Origin of the sequence: Thiohalobacter thiocyanaticus (assembly GCF_002356355.1) — a bacterium.
GTDB classification, from domain to species: domain Bacteria; phylum Pseudomonadota; class Gammaproteobacteria; order Thiohalobacterales; family Thiohalobacteraceae; genus Thiohalobacter; species Thiohalobacter thiocyanaticus_A.
This window is the reverse complement of the sequence record NZ_AP018052.1, coordinates 487347-509799: the sequence shown is the minus strand read 5'-3', so window position 1 is coordinate 509799 and position 22453 is coordinate 487347. Positions and strand designations below refer to the sequence as shown.

Here is a 22453-nt window from a genome sequence, read left to right as displayed (position 1 = left end):
CAAAATAAAAAGCCCCTGTCCGGTGGACCGGGCAGGGGCTCGGACTTGCTGGCACTACCCGCCCTGAATCAGACCTTGATCGGGCCGCGGAAGATGACCATTGAAGCACCCTGCGACTGGGCGTAGTTGTCATAGCCGACCAGGCGCACGTGATGCTCGGGATGCGCCTTGTGGCAGGCCTCGGCCTCCCCCAGGATGCGATCGACGTCGGTCTCGCCGAACATCGGCAACTTCCACATGTACCAGTAGTGACCGAAGGCGTTCTCCGTCTCGGTATGCTCGATGGCCGGATTCCAGCCCTGCTTGACAATGTACTCCACCTGCTTGCGGATCCGGTCCTTTTCCATTTCCGGCAGATAGGAGAAGGTCTCGAACTTCCGGCTTGAAGGATCGCTCAGGCTGGATTCGTAATCTTGCATTTCGCTCATTGTTCAATCCTCGATAACGTAATACTTGAACTTGTTCGGCTGGCGACTGAAAACAAGGCGCGTACCGCGGCAACAGACCGCCGGCGGCCGCATCCCCACCGCAATGGCGATGGGGCCCCTGCTTCTCGCCTCGGTCGGTTACTTGTGCGACACGTCCAGCTTGTCCACGGTGTCGAACTCGAACTTGATTTCCTTCCAGGTCTCCATCGCGGCCTTCAACTCGGGGCTGCTCTTGGCGGCGGCGGTAAGGATTTCCTTGCCTTCCTTCTCGAGTTCGCGACCCTCGTTGCGGGCCTCGACGCAGGCTTCCACCGCCACGCGATTGGCTGCCGCGCCGGCTGCGTTGCCCCACGGATGGCCCAGGGTGCCGCCGCCGAACTGCAGCACGGCATCGTCGCCGAAGATGGTGACCAGTGCCGGCATGTGCCAGACATGGATGCCGCCGGAGGCCACGGCGAAGGCGCCGGGCATGGCGCCCCAGTCCTGATCGAAGAAGATACCGCGGCTGCGGTCTTCCTTGACGTAGGATTCGCGCAGCAGGTCAATCCAACCCAGGGTGGAGGCGCGGTCGCCTTCCAGCTTGCCTACGACGGTGCCGGTGTGCAGATGATCACCGCCGGACAGGCGCAGGATCTTGGTCAGCACGCGGAAATGGATTCCGTGACGCGGATTGCGGTCGAGCACGGCGTGCATGGCGCGGTGGATGTGCAGCAGCATACCGTTGTCGCGACACCACTGGGCCAGACCGGTGTTGGCGCAGAAGCCGCCGGTGATGTAGTCGTGCATGATGATCGGTGCGCCGATTTCCTTGGCGTATTCGGCGCGCTTGAACATCTCGTCCGGGGTCGGGGCGGTAACGTTCAGGTAGTGACCCTTGCGCTCGCCGGTTTCGGCCTCGGCCTTGTGGATGGCCTCCATGACGAAATCGAACCGCTGACGCCAGCGCATGAAGGGCTGGGAGTTGACGTTCTCGTCATCCTTGGTGAAGTCCAGACCGCCGCGCAGACCTTCGTAGCAGGCGCGGCCGTAATTCTTGGCGGACAGGCCCAGCTTGGGCTTGATGGTGCAGCCCAGCAGCGGACGCCCGTACTTGTTCATGATGTCGCGCTCGACCTGGATGCCGTGCGGCGGACCGTTGCAGGTCATGACGTAGGCGATCGGGAAGCGAACGTCTTCCAGACGCAGGGCGCGTACAGCCTTGAAGCCGAACACGTTGCCCACCAGGGAGGTGAAGACGTTGACCACAGAGCCTTCCTCGAACAGATCGATCGGGTAGGCAATGAAGGCGTAGAAGGCTTCGTCGTCACCGGGCACGTCCTCGATGGCATAGGCACGGCCCTTGTAGTGATCCAGATCGGTCAGCAGATCGGTCCAGACCGTGGTCCAGGTCCCGGTGGAGGACTCGGCGGCCACGGCGGCGGCGGCCTCTTCACGCGGCACGCCCGGCTGCGGAGTGATCTTGAAGCAAGCCAGCAGATCGGTGTCCTTGATCGGGTAATCCGGTTCCCAGTAAGTCTCGCGGTAGTCCTTGACGCCCGCGCTGTAGGTTTTTCCAGCCATGCCCTAACTCCTCTTTGAAAAATTGCCAGTCGTTGTGCCGTCCCCGCCACGCCTGATGGACGTGGACAGCGAAATTCGTCTGTGCGACGCACCCGGATCAGCCATCCGGACGGGCAATATAGCGCCGGCAACCCATCGATAAAATTCAATAATTATGATGGGAACAATAAGGAACGCTTATCGTCACAATGACTAGACTAAGTCTTGATTATTATAAAACCGTTTCCATCACTCATATATATAGTTCGGATCTGTGTCGGTTTCTGTGACCGGGGGAATAGTTCGCAGTCCAGCAACATCCTTATAGTCAGGGCATACACAATCACAACAGCCCGCCTTTCGGCGTCGCCGGAGACAACTATCTGATTTTTAACGAGGGAGCCATACCATGATCCGATTACTGTACCGCCCTTTGGGGCAGGCCCTTGGTCTGTGCCTGTTTGCCGCCTCTGCCCTTGCCGCATCTGGCGGCCAGAGCCTCAGCCTGAATTGGGTCGGCTGCGGCATCAGCAAGAAGGCCTACATGCAGGAAATTGCCACGCTTTACGAGAAAAAGACGGGAATTCATATTGATATCGCCGGCGGCGGCGCCACCAAGGGGATCCGGGAAATTTCCGCCAACAAGGTCGACATCGGCGGCTCGTGCCGCTTCCGGCTGCCGAACAACAGCGCCGAGAGCGACGCCGTGATGGTACCCGTGGCCTGGGATGCCCTGGTCATCATCACCCATCCCGACAACCCTGTCGGCGATCTCACTCTGGATCAGCTGCGGCTGATCTACACCGGCAAACTCACCAACTGGAATGCGCTCGGCGGCCCTGACGCACCGATCAATGTCTATGTCCGCCAGGGCAACCTTTCCGGGGTTGGCTACAAGCTGCGCGAACTGGTCTTCGCCAATCCCGATCAGACATTTGCGGCAACCGAGGTCTTCCCTTCTTCCGGCCCGCTGGAGCAGGCCGTTGAGACCGACGTCCATGCCATCGCGGTCAGCGGCATCAGCAGCGCCCGCAAGCGCAACGTCAAGCTGATGCAACTGGAGGGCAAGGACCCGACCTATGAAAACATCCGCGACGGCGAATATCTGCTGTATCGGCCGTTGTACCTGGCCTACAACCGGGACGGCGAGAATGCCGAGGAGGTCAAGAAGTTCATCCAGTTCGTCCACGGACACGAGGGTCAGGCCGTGCTGCGGCACAACGGCACTGTGCCCTACCTGGAGGCGATTCACCTGGTACGCAAGAAGCTGGAACAGTCGAAGCGGGCCCGGGAGAATGCGGGACTCTGAGGCCGCCCTACCTTAATATACAGACATCAGATCAGGGCATTCCCCTCGCCCAACCATTGACAGGGCCGGCGCTGGAGCCGCCGGCCCTGCCGCCCGCCAGTCCTGACCCGCCAGCCTCCATAAAATAAATTTATTATCTTTCTTAAAACCAACCCATTGATTTTCAAGTGTCATAAAATTTATGATTATTAGAATATTATAATATTTTATGACAATTTCAGAAAAGCTAATTGGCAAAAAGCAGGCTATTCTAATACATTCGCTCGTCCCCGAATTGACATGCATCAACCACGGCCAGCAACCATGCGCGAAGACAACGTTATCCACAATCCGCTGGACAAGTCCACGGACCAGAACGCCCGCATCGAGACCAAAAACACCACCTGCTACATGTGTGCCTGCCGCTGCGGCATCCGCGTGACCCTGCGTGACGGTGAGGTCCGCTACATCCAGGGTAATCCGGACCATCCGCTGAACAAGGGCGTGATCTGCGCCAAGGGCGCCTCCGGCATCATGAAGCAGTACTCCCCGGCCCGGCTGACCAAGCCCCTGAAGCGCAAGGAAGGTGCCGACCGCGGCGACGCCCAGTTCGAGGAGATCTCCTGGGACGAGGCCTTCGCCGTGATGGAGGAGCGCCTGAAGAAGATCCGCGCCACCGACCCGAAGAAATTCGCGCTGTTCACCGGCCGTGACCAGATGCAGGCCCTGACCGGTCTGTTCGCCAAGCAGTACGGCACCCCGAACTATGCCGCTCACGGCGGCTTCTGTTCGGTGAACATGGCCGCAGGCATGATCTACACCATCGGCGGCTCCTTCTGGGAGTTCGGCGGCCCCGATCTGGAGCGGGCCAAACTGTTCGTGATGATCGGCACCGCCGAAGACCATCACTCCAACCCGCTCAAGATGGCGATTTCCAAGTTCAAGCGCCAGGGCGGCAAGTTCATCTCCATCAACCCGGTGCGCACCGGCTACTCGGCCATCGCCGACGAATGGGTGCCGATCAAGCCCGGCACCGACGGCGCCCTGATGCTGGCGCTGACCCACGAGATCATCAACCAGGGCCTGTACGACCGCGAATTCCTGGTCCAGTACACCAACGCCGCCCAGCTGGTGAACATGGACGAGAACAGCACCGAGTACGGCATGCTGGTACGCTTCGAGGTACCGCCCGAGGAAGGCTGCTTCGATCCGCAGAACAAGCTGTGGTGGGATCGGGAGTTGAACCGCCCCATCTCCACCCACACCCCCGGCGCCGACCCCTACCTGCTGGGCGAGTTCAAGCTCGACGACGGTACGCCCGTGAAGCCCTCGTTCCAGCTGCTGGTGGACCGGGTCAAGGACTACACCCCCGAGTGGGCCGCCGAGATCACCGGCATCCCGGTCGAAACCATCAAACGCCTGGCGTATGAAATGGGCGTGACCGCGCGCGATCAGAAGATCGAGCTGCCCATCGCCTGGACCGACACCTGGGGCAACGAGCACGAGTCCGTGACCGGCAACCCGGTGGCCTTCCACGCCATGCGCGGCCTGGCGGCGCATTCCAACGGCTTCCAGACCATCCGTGCGATGTCGATCCTGATGTCCATCCTGGGCACCATCGACCGCCCCGGCGGTTTCCGTCACAAGGCGCCTTTCCCGCGCCCCATCCCGCCCTGCGCCAAGACCCCGAAGGGGCCCGGGGACGTCAAGCCCAACACCCCGCTGGGCGGCATGCCGCTCGGCTGGCCGGCCGAGCCGGACGACCTGTTCGTCGACGACCAGGGCAAGCCGGTGCGCCTGGACAAGGCGTTTTCCTGGGAGCATCCGCTGGCCGTGCACGGCCTGATGCACAATGCCATCACCAACGCCTGGCGCCAGGATCCGTATCCGATCGACACCCTGCTCATCTTCATGGCCAACATGGCCTGGAACTCGTCCATGAACACGGCCGAGGTCCGCAAGATGCTCAACGACAAGGACGACAACGGCGAGTACAAGATCCCGTTTCTCATCGTCGCCGACGCCTTCGAGTCCGAGATGGTCGCCTATGCCGACCTGGTGCTGCCGGACACCACCTACCTGGAGCGCCACGACTGCATGTCCATGCTGGACCGCCCGATCTCCGAATTCGACGGCCCGGTGGATTCGGTGCGTATCCCGGTGGTGCCGCCCAAGGGCGAGTGCAAGCCGTTCCAGGAGGTCATCGTGGAGCTGGGTTCACGCCTGAAGCTGCCCGCCTTCGTACGCGAGGACGGCAGCCGCAAGTTCCGCGACTATCCCGACTTCGTGGTCAACTACGAGACCGAGCCCGGCTCCGGCATCGGCTTCCTGTCCGGCTGGCGCGGCAAGGGCGGGGAGAAGTTCCTCAAGGGCGAGCCCAATCCGAAACAGTGGGAGATGTACGAGAAGAACAACTGCGTCTTCCAGTACCATCTGCCCAAGTCGTACCAGTACATGCGCAACTGGAACCAGGGCTATCTGGAGTGGGCGCAGGACAACCGCCTGACCCGCTATGCCGAGCCGATCCTGATTCACATCTATTCCGAGGTGCTGCAGAAGTTCCGCCTCGCGGCCCAGGGCAAGTGGGACGGCAAGCAGCCGCCGGATCACCTGCGCAAGCGCATCGAGACCTACTTCGATCCGCTGCCCTTCCATTACGAGCCGCTGGAATCGCAGCAGACCGACCTGCACACCTATCCGCTCAACGCGGTCACCCAGCGTCCGATGGCGATGTACCACTCCTGGGATTCGCAGAACGCCTGGCTGCGCCAGATTCACACCTACAACTATCTGTACGTGAATCCGGTCACCGCCCGCGCCCAGGGCATCGAGGACGAGGACTGGATGTGGGTCGAGTCCCAGTGGGGCCGGGTGCGCTGCCTGTGCCGCTACTCCGAGGCGGTCGAACCCGGCACCGTCTGGACCTGGAACGCCATCGGCAAGGCCTCCGGCGCCTGGGGCCTGGACGCCGATGCCAACGAGTCGCGCAAGGGCTTCCTGCTCAACCACGTCATCAGCGAGGAGTTGCCGGCCAGCGAGTACGGCGAGCACCTGTCCAACTCCGACCCGGTCACCGGCCAGGCCGGCTGGTACGACGTGCGGGTGCGCATCTACAAGGCCGCCGAGGGCGAGCCCGAAATCAGCTACCCGCAGTTCGACCCGATGCCGACCCTGCCCGGGCAGGACACCTCGCGCAAGAGCAAGTGGCTGAAATTCTTCGCCGGCGGCAAGAAGGCGGGCTGAGCCGTGAGAGATTAAACGCAAAGGCGTTTATGCCCTTCGGGTGCAGAAACGCAGAGGACGCAAAGGGATAAATAGTCCGTAGGTCGGGTTAGCGCAGCGTAACCCGACATGCCACGGCCGCGTCGGGTTACACCTTTCAGGCTAACCCGACCTACATCACTTGGCGTCTTGGTGGTCAACGAAATACTAAGGTTATAGCAATGACACAGTTAGCACTGGTAATCGATCTGAACGTCTGCGTGGGCTGCCATGCCTGCGTGACCAGCTGCAAGGAGTGGAACACCTCCGGCACGGCGGGCTACATGTCCGACGAGAACCCCTATGGACAGGACCCGACCGGCACCTTCTTCAACCGGGTGCAGACCTTCGAGGTGGGCGTATACCCGAACACCGAGACGGTGCACTTCCCCAAGAGCTGCCTGCACTGCGAGGATCCGCCCTGCGTGCCGGTCTGCCCGACCGGGGCCAGCTACAAGCGCGATTCCGACGGCATCGTGCTGGTGGACTATGACAAGTGCATCGGCTGCAAGTACTGCTCCTGGGCCTGCCCCTACGGCGTGCGCGAGATCGACGAGCAGCAGAAGGTGATGAAGAAGTGCACCCTGTGCGTGGACCGTATCTACGACGAGTCGCTGCCCGAGGCCGAACGCCAGCCGGCCTGCGTGATGGCCTGCCCGACCAACGCCCGACTGTTCGGCGACGTGCATGACGCCGAATCCGAGGTCTCGGTGGCCATCCGCGAGCGCGGCGGCTACCAGCTGATGCCCGAGTGGGGCACCAAGCCGGCCAACCACTATCTGCCGCGCCGCAAGGCCCGTATCCAGATCCACGAGGACGAGCTCGAGCGCGTCGACAACCCGCTGAAGAAGGAAGGCATCCACAAGGGCCGCGTCATCGACGAACCGACCCTGGATGACGTCACCAGCTGGTAAACCCCGTTTGCCGCCGACTGCCGGACCTGGGCTGCCGGTGGAACCCTCCGGGTTCGCGCAACGCACCGAATGCGCACCCGGCAGCCGGCGGCACCTTTATTTTTGAAGATCAAGGTCAAGAGCGCCACGGAATACACGGAAAGCACGGACAATACAAATTGAGAACAAAGCCAGCAGGCCGGGTTGGCGCAGCGTAACCCGGCATTGCCCTGGCATGTTGGGTTACGGCGCGAAGCGCCTAACCCAACCTACATTCATTCCGTGTTTTCCGTGTATTCCGTGGCGCATTTGAATTTTGTAGTTACAAATCGGAGCGAAATACATGCATCCCGCATTTTCCGTCATCTTCCTCACCACCCTGAGCGGCGTCGGCCAGGGGCTGTTCCTGGCGCTGTACACCGGCCAGGTCTATGCCGTGGCCAAGGTACTGCCGGGACATGCCGACACCGCGGCCTTCTATGGTTTGGGCAGCCTGATCGCCCTGCTGTTCCTGGGCGCCGGCCTGCTCGCCTCCTTCTTCCACCTGGGCCACCCGGAACGCGGCTGGCGCGCCATCGCCCAGTGGCGCACCTCCTGGCTGTCGCGCGAGGTCATCATCCTGCCGGCCTTCATGGGTCTGGTGTTCCTCTACGGCCTGGTTCACTACACCGGCTGGAATCCGGTCTTCTTCGAGATCGGCCAGCAGGCCAACATCGCCATCGACCTGTCCATGATCGTGGGCGCGATCACCACCGTGTTCGCCTTTGCCCTGTTCATCGCCACCGGCATGATCTACGCCTGCATCAAGTTCCTGCAGGAATGGGCCTCGCCGCTGACCGTGATCAACTACACCCTGCTGGGCAGCGCCTCCGGCTTCACCCTGGCGACCGGTTATGCCGCCTACCAGGGCGCTCCGGGCCTGCTCAAGTTCTACGGTGCCTGGGCCATCATCCTGACCGTGGCCTCGCTGATCACCCGCGGCGCCTCGCTGATCCGCAACGCCCGCATCAAGTACAAGTCCACCCTGCAGACCGCCATCGGTGTGCGCCACAGCAACATCCAGCAGAAATCGCAGGGCTTCATGGCCGGCTCCTTCAACACCCGCGAGTTCTTCCACCACAAGACCGCGGCCTTCATGAAGAGCATCAAGTGGATCTTCCTGGTGCTGGTGTTCCCGGTCCCGGTCGCGCTGCTGGCCCTGGGCCTGTCCTCGGCCGCGCTGGGTCTGCTGGCCGCCGCCTTCGTGGTGCAGTACCTCGGCCTGATCGCCGAGCGCTGGTTCTTCTTCGCCCAGGCGAACCACCCGCAGAACCTGTACTATCAGACGATCTGACTTCTGCGGCGTTAACACAAGGGTTATCCGTCATTGCGAGGCGCGAAGCGCCGTGGCAATCTCCAGACAAAATCCGGTTGCTTTACGAGATTGCCACGCTTCGCTCGCAATGACGGGGTGACCCAAAACCCCACATCCCGCGGCATTGCCGACCGCCGCAACTCCTTCTATAGTCATTCCCATGTCCAATCAGCTCACAGACCGCTTCGGCCGCAATATCGAGTACGTCCGCCTGTCGGTGACGGATCGCTGCGACCTGCGCTGTTTCTATTGCATGCCGAAGGGCTTCCGGGATTTCGAGGAGCCGGCGGAGTGGCTCACCTTCGATGAGATCGAGCGCCTGATCGGCGCCTTTGCCCGTCTGGGCACGCGCCGGGTGCGCCTGACCGGCGGCGAGCCGCTGGTACGGCGCAACCTGCCGGAACTGGCCGGGCGCCTGACCCGGGTCGCCGGCATTGAGGACCTGTCCATGTCGACCAATGCCACCCGGCTGGACAAACACGCCGAGGCGCTGCGCGCCGCCGGCGTATCGCGGATCAATGTCAGCCTGGACACCCTGAAACCGGAGGTGTTCAAGCAGATCACCGGCGGCAAGCTGGAGAAGGTCATGGGCGGCCTGATGGCCGCGAAGGCCGCCGGCTACCATCCCATCAAGATCAACATGGTGGTGATGAAGGGCGTGAACGAGGACGAGGTCGAGGACATGGTCGACTTCTGCATCGAGCACGATTTCACCCTGCGCTTCATCGAGACCATGCCGGTGGGCGATACCGGCCGCGAGGCCAGTGGCCAGTATGTCGACCTGCAGGAGGTCAAGGCGCGCCTGAGTGAGCGCTTCGAACTGCTGCCCGGCGTGATGCCCGGCGGCGGCCCGGCCCGCTATGTCCAGGTCGCCGGCACCGATCTGCGTATCGGCTTCATCACCCCCATCTCCCAGCACTTCTGCGAAACCTGCAACCGCGTGCGCCTGGCCGTGGACGGCACCCTGTACATGTGCCTGGGCCAGGAGCACAGCTATGACTTCAAGCCCCTGCTGCGCAACGGCGCCGGCGAGGCGGAGCTCGAAGCCGCCATCCGCGCGGCCATCGAACTCAAGCCCGAGCGGCACGAATTCCGCGAAAAGCCCGACCAGGTGATCCGGTTCATGTCCATGACCGGCGGATAAACCTTATTACGGCGACATTAACGCAGAGGGCGCAGAGGCGCGGAGACGCAAAGGGAATAAATTATTCAAACACCTTTTGCTTGAACAACCCGGCTTGACGACATCCATCTCAACATTCTTTTCGATATTGGTATTTCTCTGCGCCCTCTGCGTTCCCAGCGCCGAACGTCACCCCCTCCCGCTTGACCAATATCAAACCATTCCCGCCCGCAGCGCCGATAATGGCTGATTGAATCAGTCCATTTACGGGTATATCCGATGACCTGGAACCTGGCCTCACGCTTCGAGGCCGATGACTTTCAACTCAAGCGCGGCCTGGCAGAGATGCTCCGCGGCGGCGTGATCATGGACGTCACCGATGCCGAACAGGCGCGTATCGCCGAGGCCGCCGGCGCGGTGGCAGTGATGGCGCTGGAGCGCATTCCGGCCGACATCCGTCGCGATGGCGGGGTGGCGCGCATGTCCGATCCAGCCCTGATCCAGTCCATCCAGGCGGCGGTGTCCATCCCGGTCATGGCCAAGTGCCGCATCGGCCATTTCGCCGAGGCTCAGATACTGCAGGCCCTGGCGGTGGATTTCATCGACGAAAGCGAAGTGCTCACGCCGGCCGATGAGGAACACCATATCCACAAGTGGGATTACGCCATTCCCTTCGTCTGCGGCGCCACCGACCTGGGCGAGGCGTTGCGCCGCATCGGCGAGGGTGCGGCCATGATCCGCACCAAGGGCGAGGCCGGCAGCGGCAACATCGTCGAGGCGGTACGTCACCAGCGTCGCATCCAGACCCAGATACGTGAACTCACTCAACTCGACCCGGGCCAGCTGATGAGCCGGGCCAAGGCGCTGGGGGCGCCCTACGAACTGATCTGCCAGGTGGCCGAACAGGACGCACTGCCCGTCCCCAACTTCTCCGCCGGCGGCGTGGCCACGCCGGCCGACGCCGCGCTGGTCCGCCAACTGGGGGCAGAAGCGGTCTTCGTCGGCTCCGGCATCTTCCGCTCCGAGGATCCCGCCGCGCGGGCCGCGGCCATCGTCCGCGCCACCACCCACCACCAGGATCCGGCCGTGCTGGCGGCGGTCTCCCGCGGCCTCAAGGGCGCCATGCCCGGGCTGGAGCTCGGCGGACTGCCGGACGCTCAGCGCCTGGCCAAGCGTGGCTGGTAGCCCGCCCATCGGCGTCCTCGCGCTGCAGGGCAATGTGCAGGCGCACGCCCGCATGCTGACACAACTCGGCCGTGCGGCCCGCCCGGTGTTCCGACCCGCCGATCTGGACGGCCTGGCCGGGCTGATCCTGCCCGGCGGCGAGTCCACCACCCTCAGCCAGCTGCTGCAGCACGCGGGCCTGGACCGCGCCATTGCCTGTTTCGCCCAGCGACACCCGCTGCTCGGCACCTGCGCCGGTCTCATCCTCATGTGCACCCATACGAATGACGCCCGCGTCAGCCCACTGAGACTGCTGACGGCCGAGGTCGATCGCAATCACTACGGCCGCCAGCGCGAGAGCTTCATTGCCAGTCTGGAAGGCGGGCAATTCTCCGGCATGCGCGCGGCTTTCATCCGCGCCCCGGCCATCCATGCCCGCGCGCCCCTGGAGGTGCTGGCAACGCATGCGGGACGGCCGGTGGCGGTACGCCAGGGGCGCCACGTGGGCTGCGCCTTCCATCCCGAACTGGGGCGGGACGCCCGGGTGCACGAATACTGGCTGAGGCTGGCATGAGCCGCCCCCCGCTGCCGGTCATCGCCTTGAGCCGACTGCCGCGGCCGCTGTGGACCCGGCCGAGCCTGGCCGTCCTGAACCTGGCCTTCGCCAACGCATTGCACCGGGGCGAACTCGATTTCATGCAGGGTCGGATGGTGGTCATTGCCCTGGCCGAAACGCCGCTGCGGCTCGCACTCAGCGGTGACCGGAGGCGACTGGTCAGCCCGGGCTCGCCGCGCCGGCCGGATCTGCTGATCGAGGCCGACCTGGCGACCTATGTCACGCTGTTGCAGCGCGAGACCGACCCCGACACCCTCTTCTTCCAGCGCCGCTTGCGGCTGCGCGGCGACACCGAACTGGGCCTGGAGGTGAAGAACTTCCTGGCCGGGTGGGAGCCGGACCCGAGCCTGCAGCGGCTGCTCGAGCTGGCGCGACGCGGTCTGCCGCAGATGTTCAATCCCGCCCCTGAACCGCGGAATTTCCGGCAATAAGCCTTCGCTTTGTCTATAGTTACGGATGATCCATGCGGGTTTCGTGAAGTCGCGCACATACCGCCCGCATGCCAGCCAATAGGATAGGCTCAAACCAACAATAGTGACTGGAGGTACCCCATGGATACGACGCGCTGGAAACGTGCGGGCATTCTCGCCCTGATCCTGAATTTCCTTTTCGCCACCTTTCCCGCTGCGGCTCAGACCGGGCTGGTGGGCACCGGGGAGATGCTTGCGGCCGAGGCCCGTGCCCTGCACCTGGCCGAGGTCCGGGCCGGACTGAATCGCGCGGATGTCCGCCAGCAGATGCTGGAACTCGGGGTCGATCCCGCCAAGGTCGAGCAACGGCTGGGCGGGCTGACCGCTGCCGAGTTGCAGCGGCTGGCAGCCAATATGAAGCAGCTGCCCGCCGGCGCCGGCGTCATCGAAGTGGTCGGTATCGTATTCGTGGTCCTGCTCATCCTCGAACTGCTCGATGTCACGGACATCTTCACCGGCATCTGATGCCGCGCCGCCCCGTCTGGCTGGCCGCCGCCCTGCTGCTGGCGGGCTGCGCCGGCCAGCCGTCCCTCACTGAACGGCCGGGGCCGACTCCGGTCGAGGTCGAACTCGCCGCGGTCCCCTTTCATCCCCAGCAGGCCTATCAATGCGGCCCCGCCGCACTGGCCACGGTGCTCAACAGCGCCGGGGTGGAGACCGGGCCGGGGGAATTGACGCCGGAAGTCTACCTGCCGGGCCGGCACGGCAGTCTGCAGGCCGAACTGGTGGCCGCGGTACGGCGCCACGAACGCCTGCCCTATCAGCCCGACCCCGACATCGAGGCGCTGATCCGGCAGCTGCAGGCCGGCCATCCGGTACTGGTGCTGCAGAACCTGGGGGTCGCGGCACTGCCGCGCTGGCACTATGCGGTGGTGGTCGGCTACAGCGGCGAACGGGACAGCTTCATCCTGCGTTCCGGCACCGAGCGGCGCAAACTCGTGGACCGCGACCTGTTCCTGCGCACCTGGCGCCGCGCCGGGCACTGGGCCCTGGTCGTCCTGCCGCCCGAGCGCCTGCCCGCCGACCCCGACCCGGACCGCTACCTCCAGGCCGCCGCCGACCTGGAGTCCACCGGCCGGATCGACACCGCCCGTCGGGCCTACGCCACCGCCAGCCGGCACTGGCCGCAGCGCCCCGCGGCCTGGTACGGCCTGGGCAATACGCACTATCTCGCCGGCGAGTATGAGGCTGCGGAAGCGGCCTATCGCCAGGCGCTGGAACTCGATCCCGACAACGCCGCCGCCCACAACAATCTGGCCCGGGCGCTGCTGGCGCAGGGCTGCGCGGATGCCGCCCGGCAGGTGGTTGAGACAGGCCTGCGACTGAAGGGCGTCACGCCCGGCATTCGCGAGGCATTGCAGACGACGCGGAGGGAAATCGGTAGGAATAATCAGTCTGATCAGGAAGAATGCGGACCAGGGATTATCCAGCAATGAATCGAGCAGGCTGCTGTGAATTCATCCGGCATCGCCATGACGGCTAATGTACACTGCGCAGATTGATTGCATCCGCCCCGGACTCACTCCCCCACCTCCAGCCGATAGGTCGCATGGCAGGCGACGCAGTTCTGCATCAACCGGCCCAGCTGCTGCAGGCTGTGGGCCGGATCGCCCAGTTGTTCGGCATCCAGCGCCAGCTGGTCGAACTGCTGGTGGGTTTCCAGGCCCAGCTGCTTGAAGGCCAGCGGCAGCTTGCCCATGAGCGGGGCGGGCACCTGCTGCTGGGCCGCGCGGCCCGATTTGCGCGCGGCCTGCACCACCGCCTCCATGTCCTCGCGTCCCAGGCCCTCGGTGATCTGCTGGATGCTGTCGACGAAGCCGCGCATCTCGGTCAGGATCAGTGCCCGCTCGCCGGGCGCGAGCACGATGGCGGTGCGGCCATCCGCCGCCGGCCGCACACTGCCCTGCCAGACGAAGACATATGCCATACCCCCGGTCAGCAGCAGCAACAGCACCACCAGTCCCCAGCAGAATCTACACATCGTCCTCACACCTCATGCCCAATAATCATCTCCATCCCCGCCCCGCCCCGGTAAAAGCCGTTGCACAGCCCGATCGGCGCCAGATGCGCCAGCCGCCGGCGGGCCTCGGTGGCGTCCAGGTCACTCCGCCGGACCCGGTCGAACAGGCCGATCACCTCGCCCATGCCCTGTGCCTGGGGTATCAACCGCAACACATCCACGTCCAGGGCCTCCAGCGCGGGCAGTTCGCCGATCAGACACTGACTCAAGGCCGACTGGGTCTGGATACCGTTGAGGTTGAGAAAGGGCTCCCCTTCCCGGGTCTTGAGCAGCAGACCATCGGGATAGTCCCGGCAGCGGAACCGGCAGTCATCCTTGGGCAGGCCATGGGCGCGGGCGGTGAAGCAGCGGGCGGCGTGCGCCAGCGGCAGCCTGCCCCAGGCCAGCACCTCGGTCTCGACCCCGGCCGGGCGCAGTCGCTGCAGATCGGCCAGGGCCTGGTGATCCAGTTCCACCGGCAGCACCCAGCGCCGCAGCCCCAGCCGGGCCAGCCGCGACAGGGCCAGATGATTGTAGACATTGATCCCGGTGCCGGCCACGAAGTCGCGGCCCTGCAGCAGCTGGATGGCGGCCATGTCATTGGCCTCGACCATGAAGGGGGCGTCGGCACACAGCCGGCGCAGCGCGCCGAGCTCGGACTCGGCCTCGATCAGGGTCAGGGTGGACAGCACCACCTGCTTGCCCGCCGCCGCCAGGCCTTCGCACAGCATCAGCCAGTCTTCGAGGGCAAGCTGGCGACGCTTGGCGCACACGGTCTCGCCCAGGTAGATGATCTCGGCCGGGGCCTGTGCCATCTCCTCGTAGAAGCGCAGGACCTCGTTGCGCGGCCAGAAATAGGGGACGGGACCCAGCGCGAGCTTCAGCATGCCGACCTCACTGCCAGGGCCGGTGGTAGGCACCGGGGGTGGTGCGCGCCCCCTCGGCCACCTCGTCGAGGGCGGCCATCCATTCCGGACGCGGCCGGTAGCCGGCCGGGTCGCGCCGGCAGGCATCGATGGCCTCGCGCCAGACCCGGCTGATCCGGGCCACATAGGCCGGGCTGCGCTGACGGCCCTCGAGTTTCACCGCCGCCACGCCGGCGCCGAGCAGGCGCGGCAGCAGGTCCAGGGTATTGAGGCTGGTGGGGGACTCGATGGCATAGCCGACCCGGCCGCAGACATCGAAGCGCCCCTTGCACAGGGTCGGGTAGCCGGCCTGTTCCTCGGGCAGGAAGCGGTCGATCAGGATGCCGTTGAGACGGGTATGCAGCCCGTCGGCCTGCTCCTGCCAGTCCACGAAGCGGGCCGGCGAACAGGCGCCGCAGGTATTGGGCGACTCGCCGGTGACGTAGGAGGACAGATAGCAGCGGCCCTCGACCATCACGCACAGGCTGCCGAAGCCGAACACCTCGATTTCCACCGGACTCTTCTCCACCAGTGTCTCGACCTGGCGCAGCGACAGCACCCGCGGCAGGACGGCACGGCGTACGCCGAACTGTTCATGATAGAAGCGCAGCGCCTCGACACTGGTCGCCGAGGCCTGTACCGACAGGTGCAGCCGTTGTTCGGGATAGCGCTGCGTGGCGTACTCCAGTACCCCCATGTCGGCGATGATCAGCGCATCCACCCCCAGCGCCACCGCGCGATCCACGGCCTGCTGCCAGCGCATCCAGCCGTCCGGGCGGGCATAGGTGTTGATCGCCAGCAGCACCTGGCGGCCGCGGGCATGGGCATAATCCACCCCCTCGCGCAGCTGTTCATGGCTGAAATTCAGACCGGCGAAGTGGCGGGCGTTGGTGTCGTCGCGAAAACCCAGGTAGACGGCATCGGCGCCGGCATCCACGGCCGCCTTGAGCGAGGGCAGGTTACCCGCCGGACAGACCAGTTCCATGTTCCACCTCATCAGATATTGCCGGGACCCGGCAGCGGTCTGCCAGGGCGGCTTCGATGGCATTGAGGACCCGCCACTTGCGCGCACACCAGTCCGGCGCCAGCAGGATGCGCGTTGCGGCCGTGGCGGTGACCCGGTGATAAACCACCTCGGGCGGGGTGACCCTGATCAGGTCGGCGGCAATGTCCACGTATTCGGCCTGCGTCAGCGGCCGGTATTCGCCGCGGCGCCATTCGTTGGCCAGCCGCGTGCCCTTGACCACGTGCAGCGGATGCAGCTTGAGCCCGTCCACGCCGAGCGCCAGTACCCGCAGCAGGCTCTGGCGCGCATGCCAGCGCGCTTCGCCGGGCAGCCCGATGATCAGATGGGTGCAGACCGCCAGGCCGCGACTGCGGGCGGCCCGCAGGGTGGCGGCGTATTCGGCCCAGCCATGGCCGCGATTGACCCGCTCCAGGGTGGTGTCGAAGGCCGACTGCAGGCCCAGTTCCAGCCAGACTTCATGCCCCTGGTCGCGGTAGTCCGCCAGCAGATCCAACACGGCGTCGGGGACGCAGTCCGGTCGGGTGCCGATGGCCAGGCCGATCACGTCCGGCTCGGCCAGGGCCTCGTCATACAGGGCCTTCAGACGTTCGAGTTCGCCGTAGGTATTGGTATAGGCCTGGAAATAGGCAATATATTTGCGCGCCCCGGTGCGGCGACGGATCACCCGCCGGCCGGAGGCGATCTGCTCGCGCACCGCGGCGCGTTCCCGCGCCATGGGCGCGAAGGAGACATTGTTGCAAAAACTGCAGCCGCCGATCCCCTTGCTGCCGTCGCGGTTGGGGCAGGTGAAACCGGCGTGCAGGCTGAGCTTGTGCACCCGCTCACCGTGGCGGCGCAGCAGATCCCGGCCCAGGGTGTTGACGTAATCGGACAGTGCCATGGCGCCTCTTCCAGTGAAGCGGCAGGATGGCACAGCCCCGGGGCGGCCGGCTTGATCAAAGTCAATGCCGGCCGGCCCGGCCCGGGGCATGCTGATCCGCGTCCAGAGGCATATCGTGCCATGGTCACCTCGCTATGGTGTCGTCACGACACCTTGATGCCGGCGCAACTGTCGGCATCGGCAATGTTGCCGGGGGCGGGATCTCCCCATCCCGCCCCTTTTTTTCCTTCTGCCCTGCCAACATCCCGCGCAGAACGCGTGGTCGCCCTTGACCCACATCAAGGTCGCGGCCAGACTCGATACCGCAGGATGGCGCTCAGGTAATATTGCCCGCAAGGACACCCCGATGGCATTGACGCAGCTTCACGATCACAGCCGCGACACCCGGCAGCCCGTCTACGCCCCCTTCGCGCTGGGCTTTCGCCCCTTCTTTCTCGCCGCGGGCCTGGCCGGACTGGCACTGATGGCACTGTGGCTCGGCATCTGGACCGGTGTCCTGACACCTGCGCCCTACTTCGATGTTATCAACTGGCATGCGCACGAGATGCTGTTCGGCTACACCGCCGCCGTGATCGCCGGCTTCCTGCTGACCGCGGTGCGCAACTGGAGCGGGGTGGACACCCTCAACGGCGCTCCGCTGGCGGCCCTGGCCGGACTGTGGCTGCTGGGCAGGACCCTGTTCTTCGTTCCCGCCCTGCCCGCCTGGACCATCGCCGCCGTGGATCTCGTCTTTCTGCCGGCCCTGGCCCTGAGCCTGGCCGGCCCCATCTTTGCCAGCCCCAACAAGGCCAACCGGGTACTGCTGCTACTGCTCGGAGTGATGTTCACCGCCAACGCCCTGATGCACCTCCAGGCCCTGGGCCTGACCGCGACCACGGCCCGGCCGGGCATACTGCTGATGCTCGATACCGTATTGCTGCTGATCCTGATGATCACCGGCCGGGTGCTGCCCTTTTTCACCGAAGCGGTGCTGGCCTGCAGCGAGTGCCGGCGCAGCCGCCTGATCGAACTGGCCACCTTCGCCACCCTGCTCGGCATGCTGGCGGCCGACGTGGGCGGCTGGCCCCGGGCCGCAGGGGTGATGGCACTCGCGGCCGCCCTGGTGCAGCTGGTACGGGTCGCCGGCTGGATCAAACCGGGGATCGGCTCGCTGCCGATCCTGCTGGTGCTGTACGTCGCCTATGCCTGGGTCGTCGTCGGTCTGCTGCTCAAGGGCCTGGCCGATCTCGGACTGCTGGCGCCCAACCTGGCGCTGCATGCGCTGACCATCGGCGTGATCGGCGGCTTCACCCTGGGCATGATGGCACGCGTCGCCCTGGGCCACACCGGCCGCATGATGCAGTCGGCCCGGCTGACCAACCTGGGCTTCGTCCTGCTCAATCTTGGCGCCCTGGTGCGGATCTTCCCGCCCCTGCTGCTGCCGGAACAGTACAGCCTGTGGGTGGTGCTGTCGGGTCTGTTGTGGATCGGCGCCTTCGCCGCCTTCGTGTGGGTGTATGCCCCGGTGCTGGTGCGGACGCGGGTGGACGGCAAGCCGGGGTGATCAGGGCATTCAAGCGCGCCATGGAAGTCACGGAAATACATCCGGGATGCAAAACCCTGTACGGTTCTCGCCCGCAGACCGGGACAAGAGGCGTCAGCCTTGCAGGTCGGGTTAGCGCAGCGTAACCCGACACCGGCCGCGGCGCCGTCGGGTTACGCCCTCCCGGGCCAACCCGACCTACATTAACTCTTTCCCCTGATCAGGCCCCGGTCAGGCGCGAATACAGCATCGGCAGGGTGCGCGGCAGCTGTGCCGGCCGGTGGATGACGGCATAGCCGCGCCGGCCGAACAGGTAGGGCAGGTAGTCGTTGCCCCTGGAATCGATGGTCACGCAGAAGGGCTGCAGGCCCTGCGACCGGGCTTCGATGATGGCCTTGCGGGTGTCCTCGATACCGTAGCGGCCCTCGTAACGGTCCAGGTCGTTGGGCTTGCCGTCGGTCAGCAGCAGCAGCAGTTTGGTCTCGGTGGCCTGGCGCTCCAGTTCCCGGGTGGCATAACGGATGGCCGCGCCCATGCGGGTGTAGTAGCCGGGCTTGATGGCCTGGATCCGGGCCCGGGTGCGACCGTCGTAGCGGCTCCCGAAATCCTTGAGCTGATGCACCCGCACCGGATCGCGTTTGCGCGAGGAGAAGCCGTACAGGGCAAAGGGGTCACCGACCGAGCTCAGGGTCTCGGCAAACAGGAACAGGGCGTCGCGGATCACGTCGATCACGCGCATGTCGTTATCGATCCAGGTATCGGTCGACAGCGACAGGTCTGCCATCAGCAGGCAGGACAGGTCGCGGCGATTCTGGCGCAGATCCCGGAACAGGCCATCGGCATGGGCCTGGATGCCGGCCCGGCGGTCACCGGCATAGCGCAGGTAGGCATCGAGATCGATCTCGGAACCGTCGGGCTGGGCCCGCAGCCACTGCCGGCCCGGCGTGAGCAGGGAGAACTGGTTGCGCAGCCGCCGCGCGGTCGGCCGCAGGTGTTCGGGCAGTTCGATCGGCACCGCATCGAGCGCGCTCATCAGGCTGATCCGGCAATGGTCCGGGACCAGCACACCCTTGCGATGATCCCACTCCGGCAGCAGCAGGCCGTCGTTCAGTACGCTGTCGTCATTGGCCTCGGCGGGCAGATCGAGATCGAATTTCAGCCGTCCCCTGGCCGGTTTGTCGTCACGGCTCACGGACAGGGTGTCCATGTCGCGGGCGGCGTCGGCCGCCTGGTCCAGATCCTCCTCGTCATCGGTGCTGCGATCGACCTTGACGTACTCGCTCCAGCTGAAGATGTTCTCCATGCGGATGGTGACCAGGCCGCGGTCCTCCTGCGGCTTATCCACCCGCTCGGCGCGGCGCCGGCCCTCGTTCTCCAGTTCCTTCTGGCCGCCCTCGTGGGCATTGTTCCCCTCGCCCGGGTCGGCTGCAGTCGCGGCGGCGACCAGCGGTGGCGATGGGTGCAGCCACAGGGGCACCGGCCAGGGTTCACGGCGCGCCGTCGGAAAGGTGCCGACCGCGCCCGGTTCGCGCAGGGCCTGCTGCAGGAGCCGTTCCTGCTCCGCCTCGGCAGCAGGCAGACGCCCGGGATCCGGCCGCTGCGCCAGATGGGCCTCGAGCAGACGCCGGTAGCGGGGGCGCAGGCCCGGAAAACGCTGCAGGGCCACCCGGCACAGCTGCTGGTTGCGCAGCACCCAGTGACTGGTGAGGTCATGCGGGGTGGCCGCCAGCGCGGCCAGCCAGAAATACAGGTCGCGGTTCAACGCCGGCGTATCGAACCAGTCGATGGCCGGCGGCAGGCGCAGGGCCTGTTCGTCGCGCCAGGCCAGGCGCACCTTGCGCTGGCTGCCCGCCACCCGCTGCAGCAGGCTGCGCCGGCCGCGGTAATCGGTGGCCTCGGCCGGCTGCACCTGCAGGCCGCCGTCGCCGCCCAGGGCGCGGAAGAACACACCAATCGGCGTGGCGACCTCGTCCAGCGCCACCGCGGCCTGCGGATGGCGCTGCTGGGCGGCCCGGGTGATCAACCGGTGCCAGAGCTGGCCGACATGTTCTTCCATCAATGGGCTCCGATGCGTGTATGGCTACAAGTCTGGTCCGGACCGGTTGCAACCGCCTTGATGTGTCTTAAATGCAAAGAAACATCTGATTTATTCGTCATTGCGAGCAAAGCGTGGCAATCTCGTAATGCAGGACCAGTCGGTTGGAGATTGCCACGCTTCTCCCATAGAATCCCTTCGGGTTTCATGATGGGTACCCCACCCTTCGGGTCTGGGCATCGCAATGACGGGTATTTTGTAATTAATCAGAAGTTCCTTAACCATCAATTCAGCCTCCGCAGGCCCCGGAGCCGCAGCAGCTGTCGGTTTCCATCCGCCCGGGGGCAGGTGCCGGGGGCCTCGTTTTCGGCTGCGCCGGCCGGCCCGTGACCACCTGCAGGGCCGCCTCGTCACTCACCCATTGCAGCAGCGAGGGCTGGCCCTTCGGCGCCTGCACCTGGGTGCAGGCGGAGATGCACTCGGCGCACTGGGTGCAGGTGAACATCTTGCGCTTCAGTGTGCGCGGGTTCAGTCGCATGGGACAGGCGTTGTCGCAGGCGTTGTTGCAGTCCTGGCAGCTCTTCGCGCGGCGGGTATCGAAGCCGACCACCATGGCCTTGTTATTGCCCATCCAGGCCAGGCTCTGGAACAGGCCGACGGCACAGCCGAAGCGGCAGAACAGGTGTCGGGCGAAGATGAATTCGATGCTGAACGCGGTGGTGGCCGCGGTCAGGAAGATGAACTGGCTGCGGGTCAACTCCGCATGCAGCAGGTTGTGATAGATCTCCTGCGGCGGCAGCAGGTAGGTCAGCAGGGTCAGGGCCCAGATGAAGGCGAAGGCCACGGCCGTGACCAGGGTCGGCGGCCAGTAGCGGCTGTTCGGGCTGATCCGGGTGCCGTTGGGCAGCCACTCCGGCAGTTTGCGCTTCTCGTACAGATTGGGCCTGCCGCTGGCCCGGCGCATCAGGCCGTTGACCAGTTCCACCACCGAATAGTGCGGGCACAGCCAGCCGCAGTACAGCCGACCCCAGCGCCAGGCGATCCAGATGAACAGGGCCGCGCCGCCGAACAGCGGCAGGAAGCCGCGCAGAAACATATTGAGCACGGCCTCGCCCGGGCCGATCAGGCCCTCACGGAACTCGGCGATGCCCAGGGTCCAGGGCTGGCCGAAGAGGATGAAATGGCCCAGGGTCAGGTCGAAGCGGAAGATGTCCAGCGGCGGCGCCAGGATGAACAGCACGAAGAAGCCGACCTGGGTCAGGGCCCGGCGGCGCTGGTAGTTCGTTCTGGGCAGTAACGGTTTCATGTCAGGTCAGTCGCAACTCTCACAAGTCCTCGCGGGCAGATGGCATGTCAACGGAACGGCCACCCCACCAGCGGATAGCGCCATGCCTTGCCGGACAGGGCCCGCGCCAGGCCCAGTACGCCCAGCAGCACCAGGGTGGCGTGCATGCAGACCAGGTAGATGATGCCCACCACCCAGGTGATCATGCCCTCGATATCCCCGAGCAGCACAATGGCGCCGCCGACCCCGATCAGCAGCACCCCGGCCCAGCAGCTGGCGGCAAAGGCCTGTTCCAGGTGGTTGCGCGCCAGCGCGCCTGTCCCGCCGCGACGCAGGAACAGCACCGCCAGCACCAGGAAGGCCAGCCCCGGCACCAGCAGCAGGTTCACCAGGTACAGGGCCTCGGCGGCGATGGCCAGGCGCTGGCCGCCCTCAGCCATGGTTTCTGTCCGGCCGGGTGATATCAACGCAGAGGCGCGGAGACGCAAAGAACATCAATGATGTGTTGTTCGCATTCGGCATGTTTCGGCCTCGCCAGACAATCATGTAGGTCGGGTTAGCCCACAGGGCGTAACCCGACGTCCTCCGCAGCCCTGTCGGGTTACGCTGCGCTAACCCGACCTACACCAATCATTCTCTGCGTCTCCGCGTCTCCGCGCCCTCT

General features: G+C 65.1%; 20 protein-coding genes. 11 read left to right on the top strand and 9 right to left on the bottom strand.

Features of this window, described 5'->3' with window-relative positions; genetic code table 11:
• Positions 1–68: 68 nt before the first annotated feature.
• Both CFK21_RS02410 and CFK21_RS02405 read right to left on the bottom strand, forming a co-directional pair.
• Positions 69–428 (bottom strand): ribulose bisphosphate carboxylase small subunit, encoded by a 360-nt coding sequence (locus CFK21_RS02410; RefSeq protein WP_096364386.1) that lies wholly within the window; start codon positions 426–428, stop codon positions 69–71.
• Between the two features lie 138 nt (positions 429–566).
• Positions 567–1988 carry a form I ribulose bisphosphate carboxylase large subunit gene (locus tag CFK21_RS02405; RefSeq protein WP_096364384.1) on the bottom strand — a complete coding sequence of 474 codons (1422 nt, stop codon included), beginning with the start codon at positions 1986–1988 and terminating at the stop codon, positions 567–569.
• Between the two features lie 388 nt (positions 1989–2376).
• Between CFK21_RS02405 and CFK21_RS02400 the strand changes: the two genes are divergently transcribed.
• From CFK21_RS02400 to CFK21_RS02355, 10 genes are all read left to right on the top strand, one after another.
• A complete protein-coding gene (locus CFK21_RS02400) occupies positions 2377–3276 on the top strand; it encodes a phosphate ABC transporter substrate-binding protein (RefSeq protein WP_096364382.1) in 900 nt (299 codons plus the stop codon).
• Positions 3277–3666: 390 nt separating this feature from the next.
• A complete protein-coding gene (locus CFK21_RS02395; protein ID WP_231971581.1) occupies positions 3667–6498 on the top strand; it encodes a molybdopterin oxidoreductase family protein in 2832 nt (943 codons plus the stop codon).
• A 200-nt stretch (positions 6499–6698) separates the two neighbouring features.
• Entirely contained in the window at positions 6699–7430 is a 732-nt protein-coding gene (locus CFK21_RS02390; protein ID WP_096364378.1) for a 4Fe-4S dicluster domain-containing protein, read from the top strand.
• 322 nt (positions 7431–7752) lie between these two features.
• The gene (locus CFK21_RS02385; protein WP_096364376.1) at positions 7753–8742 is read left to right on the top strand and encodes a dimethyl sulfoxide reductase anchor subunit family protein; all 990 of its coding nucleotides are present in this window, start codon (positions 7753–7755) and stop codon (positions 8740–8742) included.
• A gap of 181 nt (positions 8743–8923) precedes the next feature.
• Entirely contained in the window at positions 8924–9907 is a 984-nt protein-coding gene (gene moaA / locus CFK21_RS02380; RefSeq protein WP_096364374.1) for a GTP 3',8-cyclase MoaA, read from the top strand.
• Between the two features lie 258 nt (positions 9908–10165).
• Positions 10166–11071 carry a pyridoxal 5'-phosphate synthase lyase subunit PdxS gene (gene pdxS / locus CFK21_RS02375; RefSeq protein WP_096364372.1) on the top strand — a complete coding sequence of 302 codons (906 nt, stop codon included), beginning with the start codon at positions 10166–10168 and terminating at the stop codon, positions 11069–11071.
• Positions 11061–11624, top strand: coding sequence for a pyridoxal 5'-phosphate synthase glutaminase subunit PdxT (pdxT, locus tag CFK21_RS02370; protein WP_197702980.1), 564 nt, complete (start codon positions 11061–11063; stop codon positions 11622–11624). The genes pdxS and pdxT overlap by 11 nt, the downstream gene beginning before the upstream one ends.
• The gene (gene ubiT, locus CFK21_RS02365) at positions 11621–12097 is read left to right on the top strand and encodes a ubiquinone anaerobic biosynthesis accessory factor UbiT (RefSeq protein WP_096364370.1); all 477 of its coding nucleotides are present in this window, start codon (positions 11621–11623) and stop codon (positions 12095–12097) included. Before pdxT ends, ubiT begins: the two co-directional genes overlap by 4 nt.
• Before the next feature lie 120 nt (positions 12098–12217).
• A complete protein-coding gene (locus CFK21_RS02360; protein ID WP_096364368.1) occupies positions 12218–12601 on the top strand; it encodes a PA2779 family protein in 384 nt (127 codons plus the stop codon).
• A complete protein-coding gene (locus CFK21_RS02355; RefSeq protein WP_096364366.1) occupies positions 12601–13572 on the top strand; it encodes a PA2778 family cysteine peptidase in 972 nt (323 codons plus the stop codon). Before CFK21_RS02360 ends, CFK21_RS02355 begins: the two co-directional genes overlap by 1 nt.
• Positions 13573–13655: 83 nt before the next feature.
• Here the strand turns inward: CFK21_RS02355 and CFK21_RS02350 are convergent, their stop codons facing one another.
• Genes CFK21_RS02350 through CFK21_RS02335 form a run of 4 tightly spaced genes read right to left on the bottom strand, consistent with a single transcriptional unit; the run spans position 13656 to position 16947 of the window.
• Positions 13656–14117 (bottom strand): cytochrome c, encoded by a 462-nt coding sequence (locus CFK21_RS02350; RefSeq protein ID WP_096364364.1) that lies wholly within the window; start codon positions 14115–14117, stop codon positions 13656–13658.
• Between the two features lie 5 nt (positions 14118–14122).
• Entirely contained in the window at positions 14123–15022 is a 900-nt protein-coding gene (ubiV, locus tag CFK21_RS02345; RefSeq protein WP_096364362.1) for a ubiquinone anaerobic biosynthesis protein UbiV, read from the bottom strand.
• A gap of 7 nt (positions 15023–15029) precedes the next feature.
• Positions 15030–16025: a ubiquinone anaerobic biosynthesis protein UbiU gene (ubiU, locus tag CFK21_RS02340; protein ID WP_096364360.1), complete on the bottom strand. Its 996-nt coding sequence runs from the start codon at positions 16023–16025 to the stop codon at positions 15030–15032.
• Positions 16000–16947 (bottom strand): TIGR01212 family radical SAM protein, encoded by a 948-nt coding sequence (locus tag CFK21_RS02335; protein ID WP_096364358.1) that lies wholly within the window; start codon positions 16945–16947, stop codon positions 16000–16002. Before CFK21_RS02335 ends, ubiU begins: the two co-directional genes overlap by 26 nt.
• Positions 16948–17293: 346 nt before the next feature.
• Here CFK21_RS02335 and CFK21_RS02330 point away from each other — a divergent pair, with 346 nt between their 5' ends.
• The gene (locus CFK21_RS02330) at positions 17294–18490 is read left to right on the top strand and encodes an NnrS family protein (RefSeq protein WP_096364356.1); all 1197 of its coding nucleotides are present in this window, start codon (positions 17294–17296) and stop codon (positions 18488–18490) included.
• A gap of 199 nt (positions 18491–18689) precedes the next feature.
• Here the strand turns inward: CFK21_RS02330 and CFK21_RS02325 are convergent, their stop codons facing one another.
• The 3 genes from CFK21_RS02325 to CFK21_RS02315 form a co-directional block, all read right to left on the bottom strand.
• The gene (locus CFK21_RS02325) at positions 18690–20525 is read right to left on the bottom strand and encodes a nitric oxide reductase activation protein NorD (RefSeq protein ID WP_096367449.1); all 1836 of its coding nucleotides are present in this window, start codon (positions 20523–20525) and stop codon (positions 18690–18692) included.
• Positions 20526–20793: 268 nt separating this feature from the next.
• Positions 20794–21810 (bottom strand): 4Fe-4S binding protein, encoded by a 1017-nt coding sequence (locus CFK21_RS02320; protein ID WP_172844229.1) that lies wholly within the window; start codon positions 21808–21810, stop codon positions 20794–20796.
• A gap of 47 nt (positions 21811–21857) precedes the next feature.
• Complete coding sequence (locus CFK21_RS02315) at positions 21858–22229, bottom strand: hypothetical protein (RefSeq protein ID WP_096364354.1); 372 nt, start codon at positions 22227–22229, stop codon at positions 21858–21860.
• Between the last annotated feature and the right edge of the window lie 224 nt (positions 22230–22453).

Excerpts from the sequence above, each read along its gene's own strand:
- CFK21_RS02410 (WP_096364386.1), bottom strand. The coding sequence starts at position 428 with ATGAGCGAAATGCAAGATTACGAATCCAGCCTGAGCGATCCTTCAAGC.
- CFK21_RS02405 (WP_096364384.1), bottom strand. The coding sequence starts at position 1,988 with ATGGCTGGAAAAACCTACAGCGCGGGCGTCAAGGACTACCGCGAGACT.
- CFK21_RS02400 (WP_096364382.1), top strand. The coding sequence starts at position 2,377 with ATGATCCGATTACTGTACCGCCCTTTGGGGCAGGCCCTTGGTCTGTGC.
- CFK21_RS02395 (WP_231971581.1), top strand. The coding sequence starts at position 3,667 with ATGTGTGCCTGCCGCTGCGGCATCCGCGTGACCCTGCGTGACGGTGAG.
- CFK21_RS02390 (WP_096364378.1), top strand. The coding sequence starts at position 6,699 with ATGACACAGTTAGCACTGGTAATCGATCTGAACGTCTGCGTGGGCTGC.
- CFK21_RS02385 (WP_096364376.1), top strand. The coding sequence starts at position 7,753 with ATGCATCCCGCATTTTCCGTCATCTTCCTCACCACCCTGAGCGGCGTC.
- moaA (WP_096364374.1), top strand. The coding sequence starts at position 8,924 with ATGTCCAATCAGCTCACAGACCGCTTCGGCCGCAATATCGAGTACGTC.
- pdxS (WP_096364372.1), top strand. The coding sequence starts at position 10,166 with ATGACCTGGAACCTGGCCTCACGCTTCGAGGCCGATGACTTTCAACTC.
- ubiT (WP_096364370.1), top strand. The coding sequence starts at position 11,621 with ATGAGCCGCCCCCCGCTGCCGGTCATCGCCTTGAGCCGACTGCCGCGG.
- CFK21_RS02360 (WP_096364368.1), top strand. The coding sequence starts at position 12,218 with ATGGATACGACGCGCTGGAAACGTGCGGGCATTCTCGCCCTGATCCTG.
- CFK21_RS02355 (WP_096364366.1), top strand. The coding sequence starts at position 12,601 with ATGCCGCGCCGCCCCGTCTGGCTGGCCGCCGCCCTGCTGCTGGCGGGC.
- CFK21_RS02350 (WP_096364364.1), bottom strand. The coding sequence starts at position 14,117 with ATGTGTAGATTCTGCTGGGGACTGGTGGTGCTGTTGCTGCTGCTGACC.
- ubiV (WP_096364362.1), bottom strand. The coding sequence starts at position 15,022 with ATGCTGAAGCTCGCGCTGGGTCCCGTCCCCTATTTCTGGCCGCGCAAC.
- ubiU (WP_096364360.1), bottom strand. The coding sequence starts at position 16,025 with ATGGAACTGGTCTGTCCGGCGGGTAACCTGCCCTCGCTCAAGGCGGCC.
- CFK21_RS02335 (WP_096364358.1), bottom strand. The coding sequence starts at position 16,947 with ATGGCACTGTCCGATTACGTCAACACCCTGGGCCGGGATCTGCTGCGC.
- CFK21_RS02330 (WP_096364356.1), top strand. The coding sequence starts at position 17,294 with ATGGCATTGACGCAGCTTCACGATCACAGCCGCGACACCCGGCAGCCC.
- CFK21_RS02325 (WP_096367449.1), bottom strand. The coding sequence starts at position 20,525 with ATGGAAGAACATGTCGGCCAGCTCTGGCACCGGTTGATCACCCGGGCC.
- CFK21_RS02320 (WP_172844229.1), bottom strand. The coding sequence starts at position 21,810 with ATGAAACCGTTACTGCCCAGAACGAACTACCAGCGCCGCCGGGCCCTG.
- CFK21_RS02315 (WP_096364354.1), bottom strand. The coding sequence starts at position 22,229 with ATGGCTGAGGGCGGCCAGCGCCTGGCCATCGCCGCCGAGGCCCTGTAC.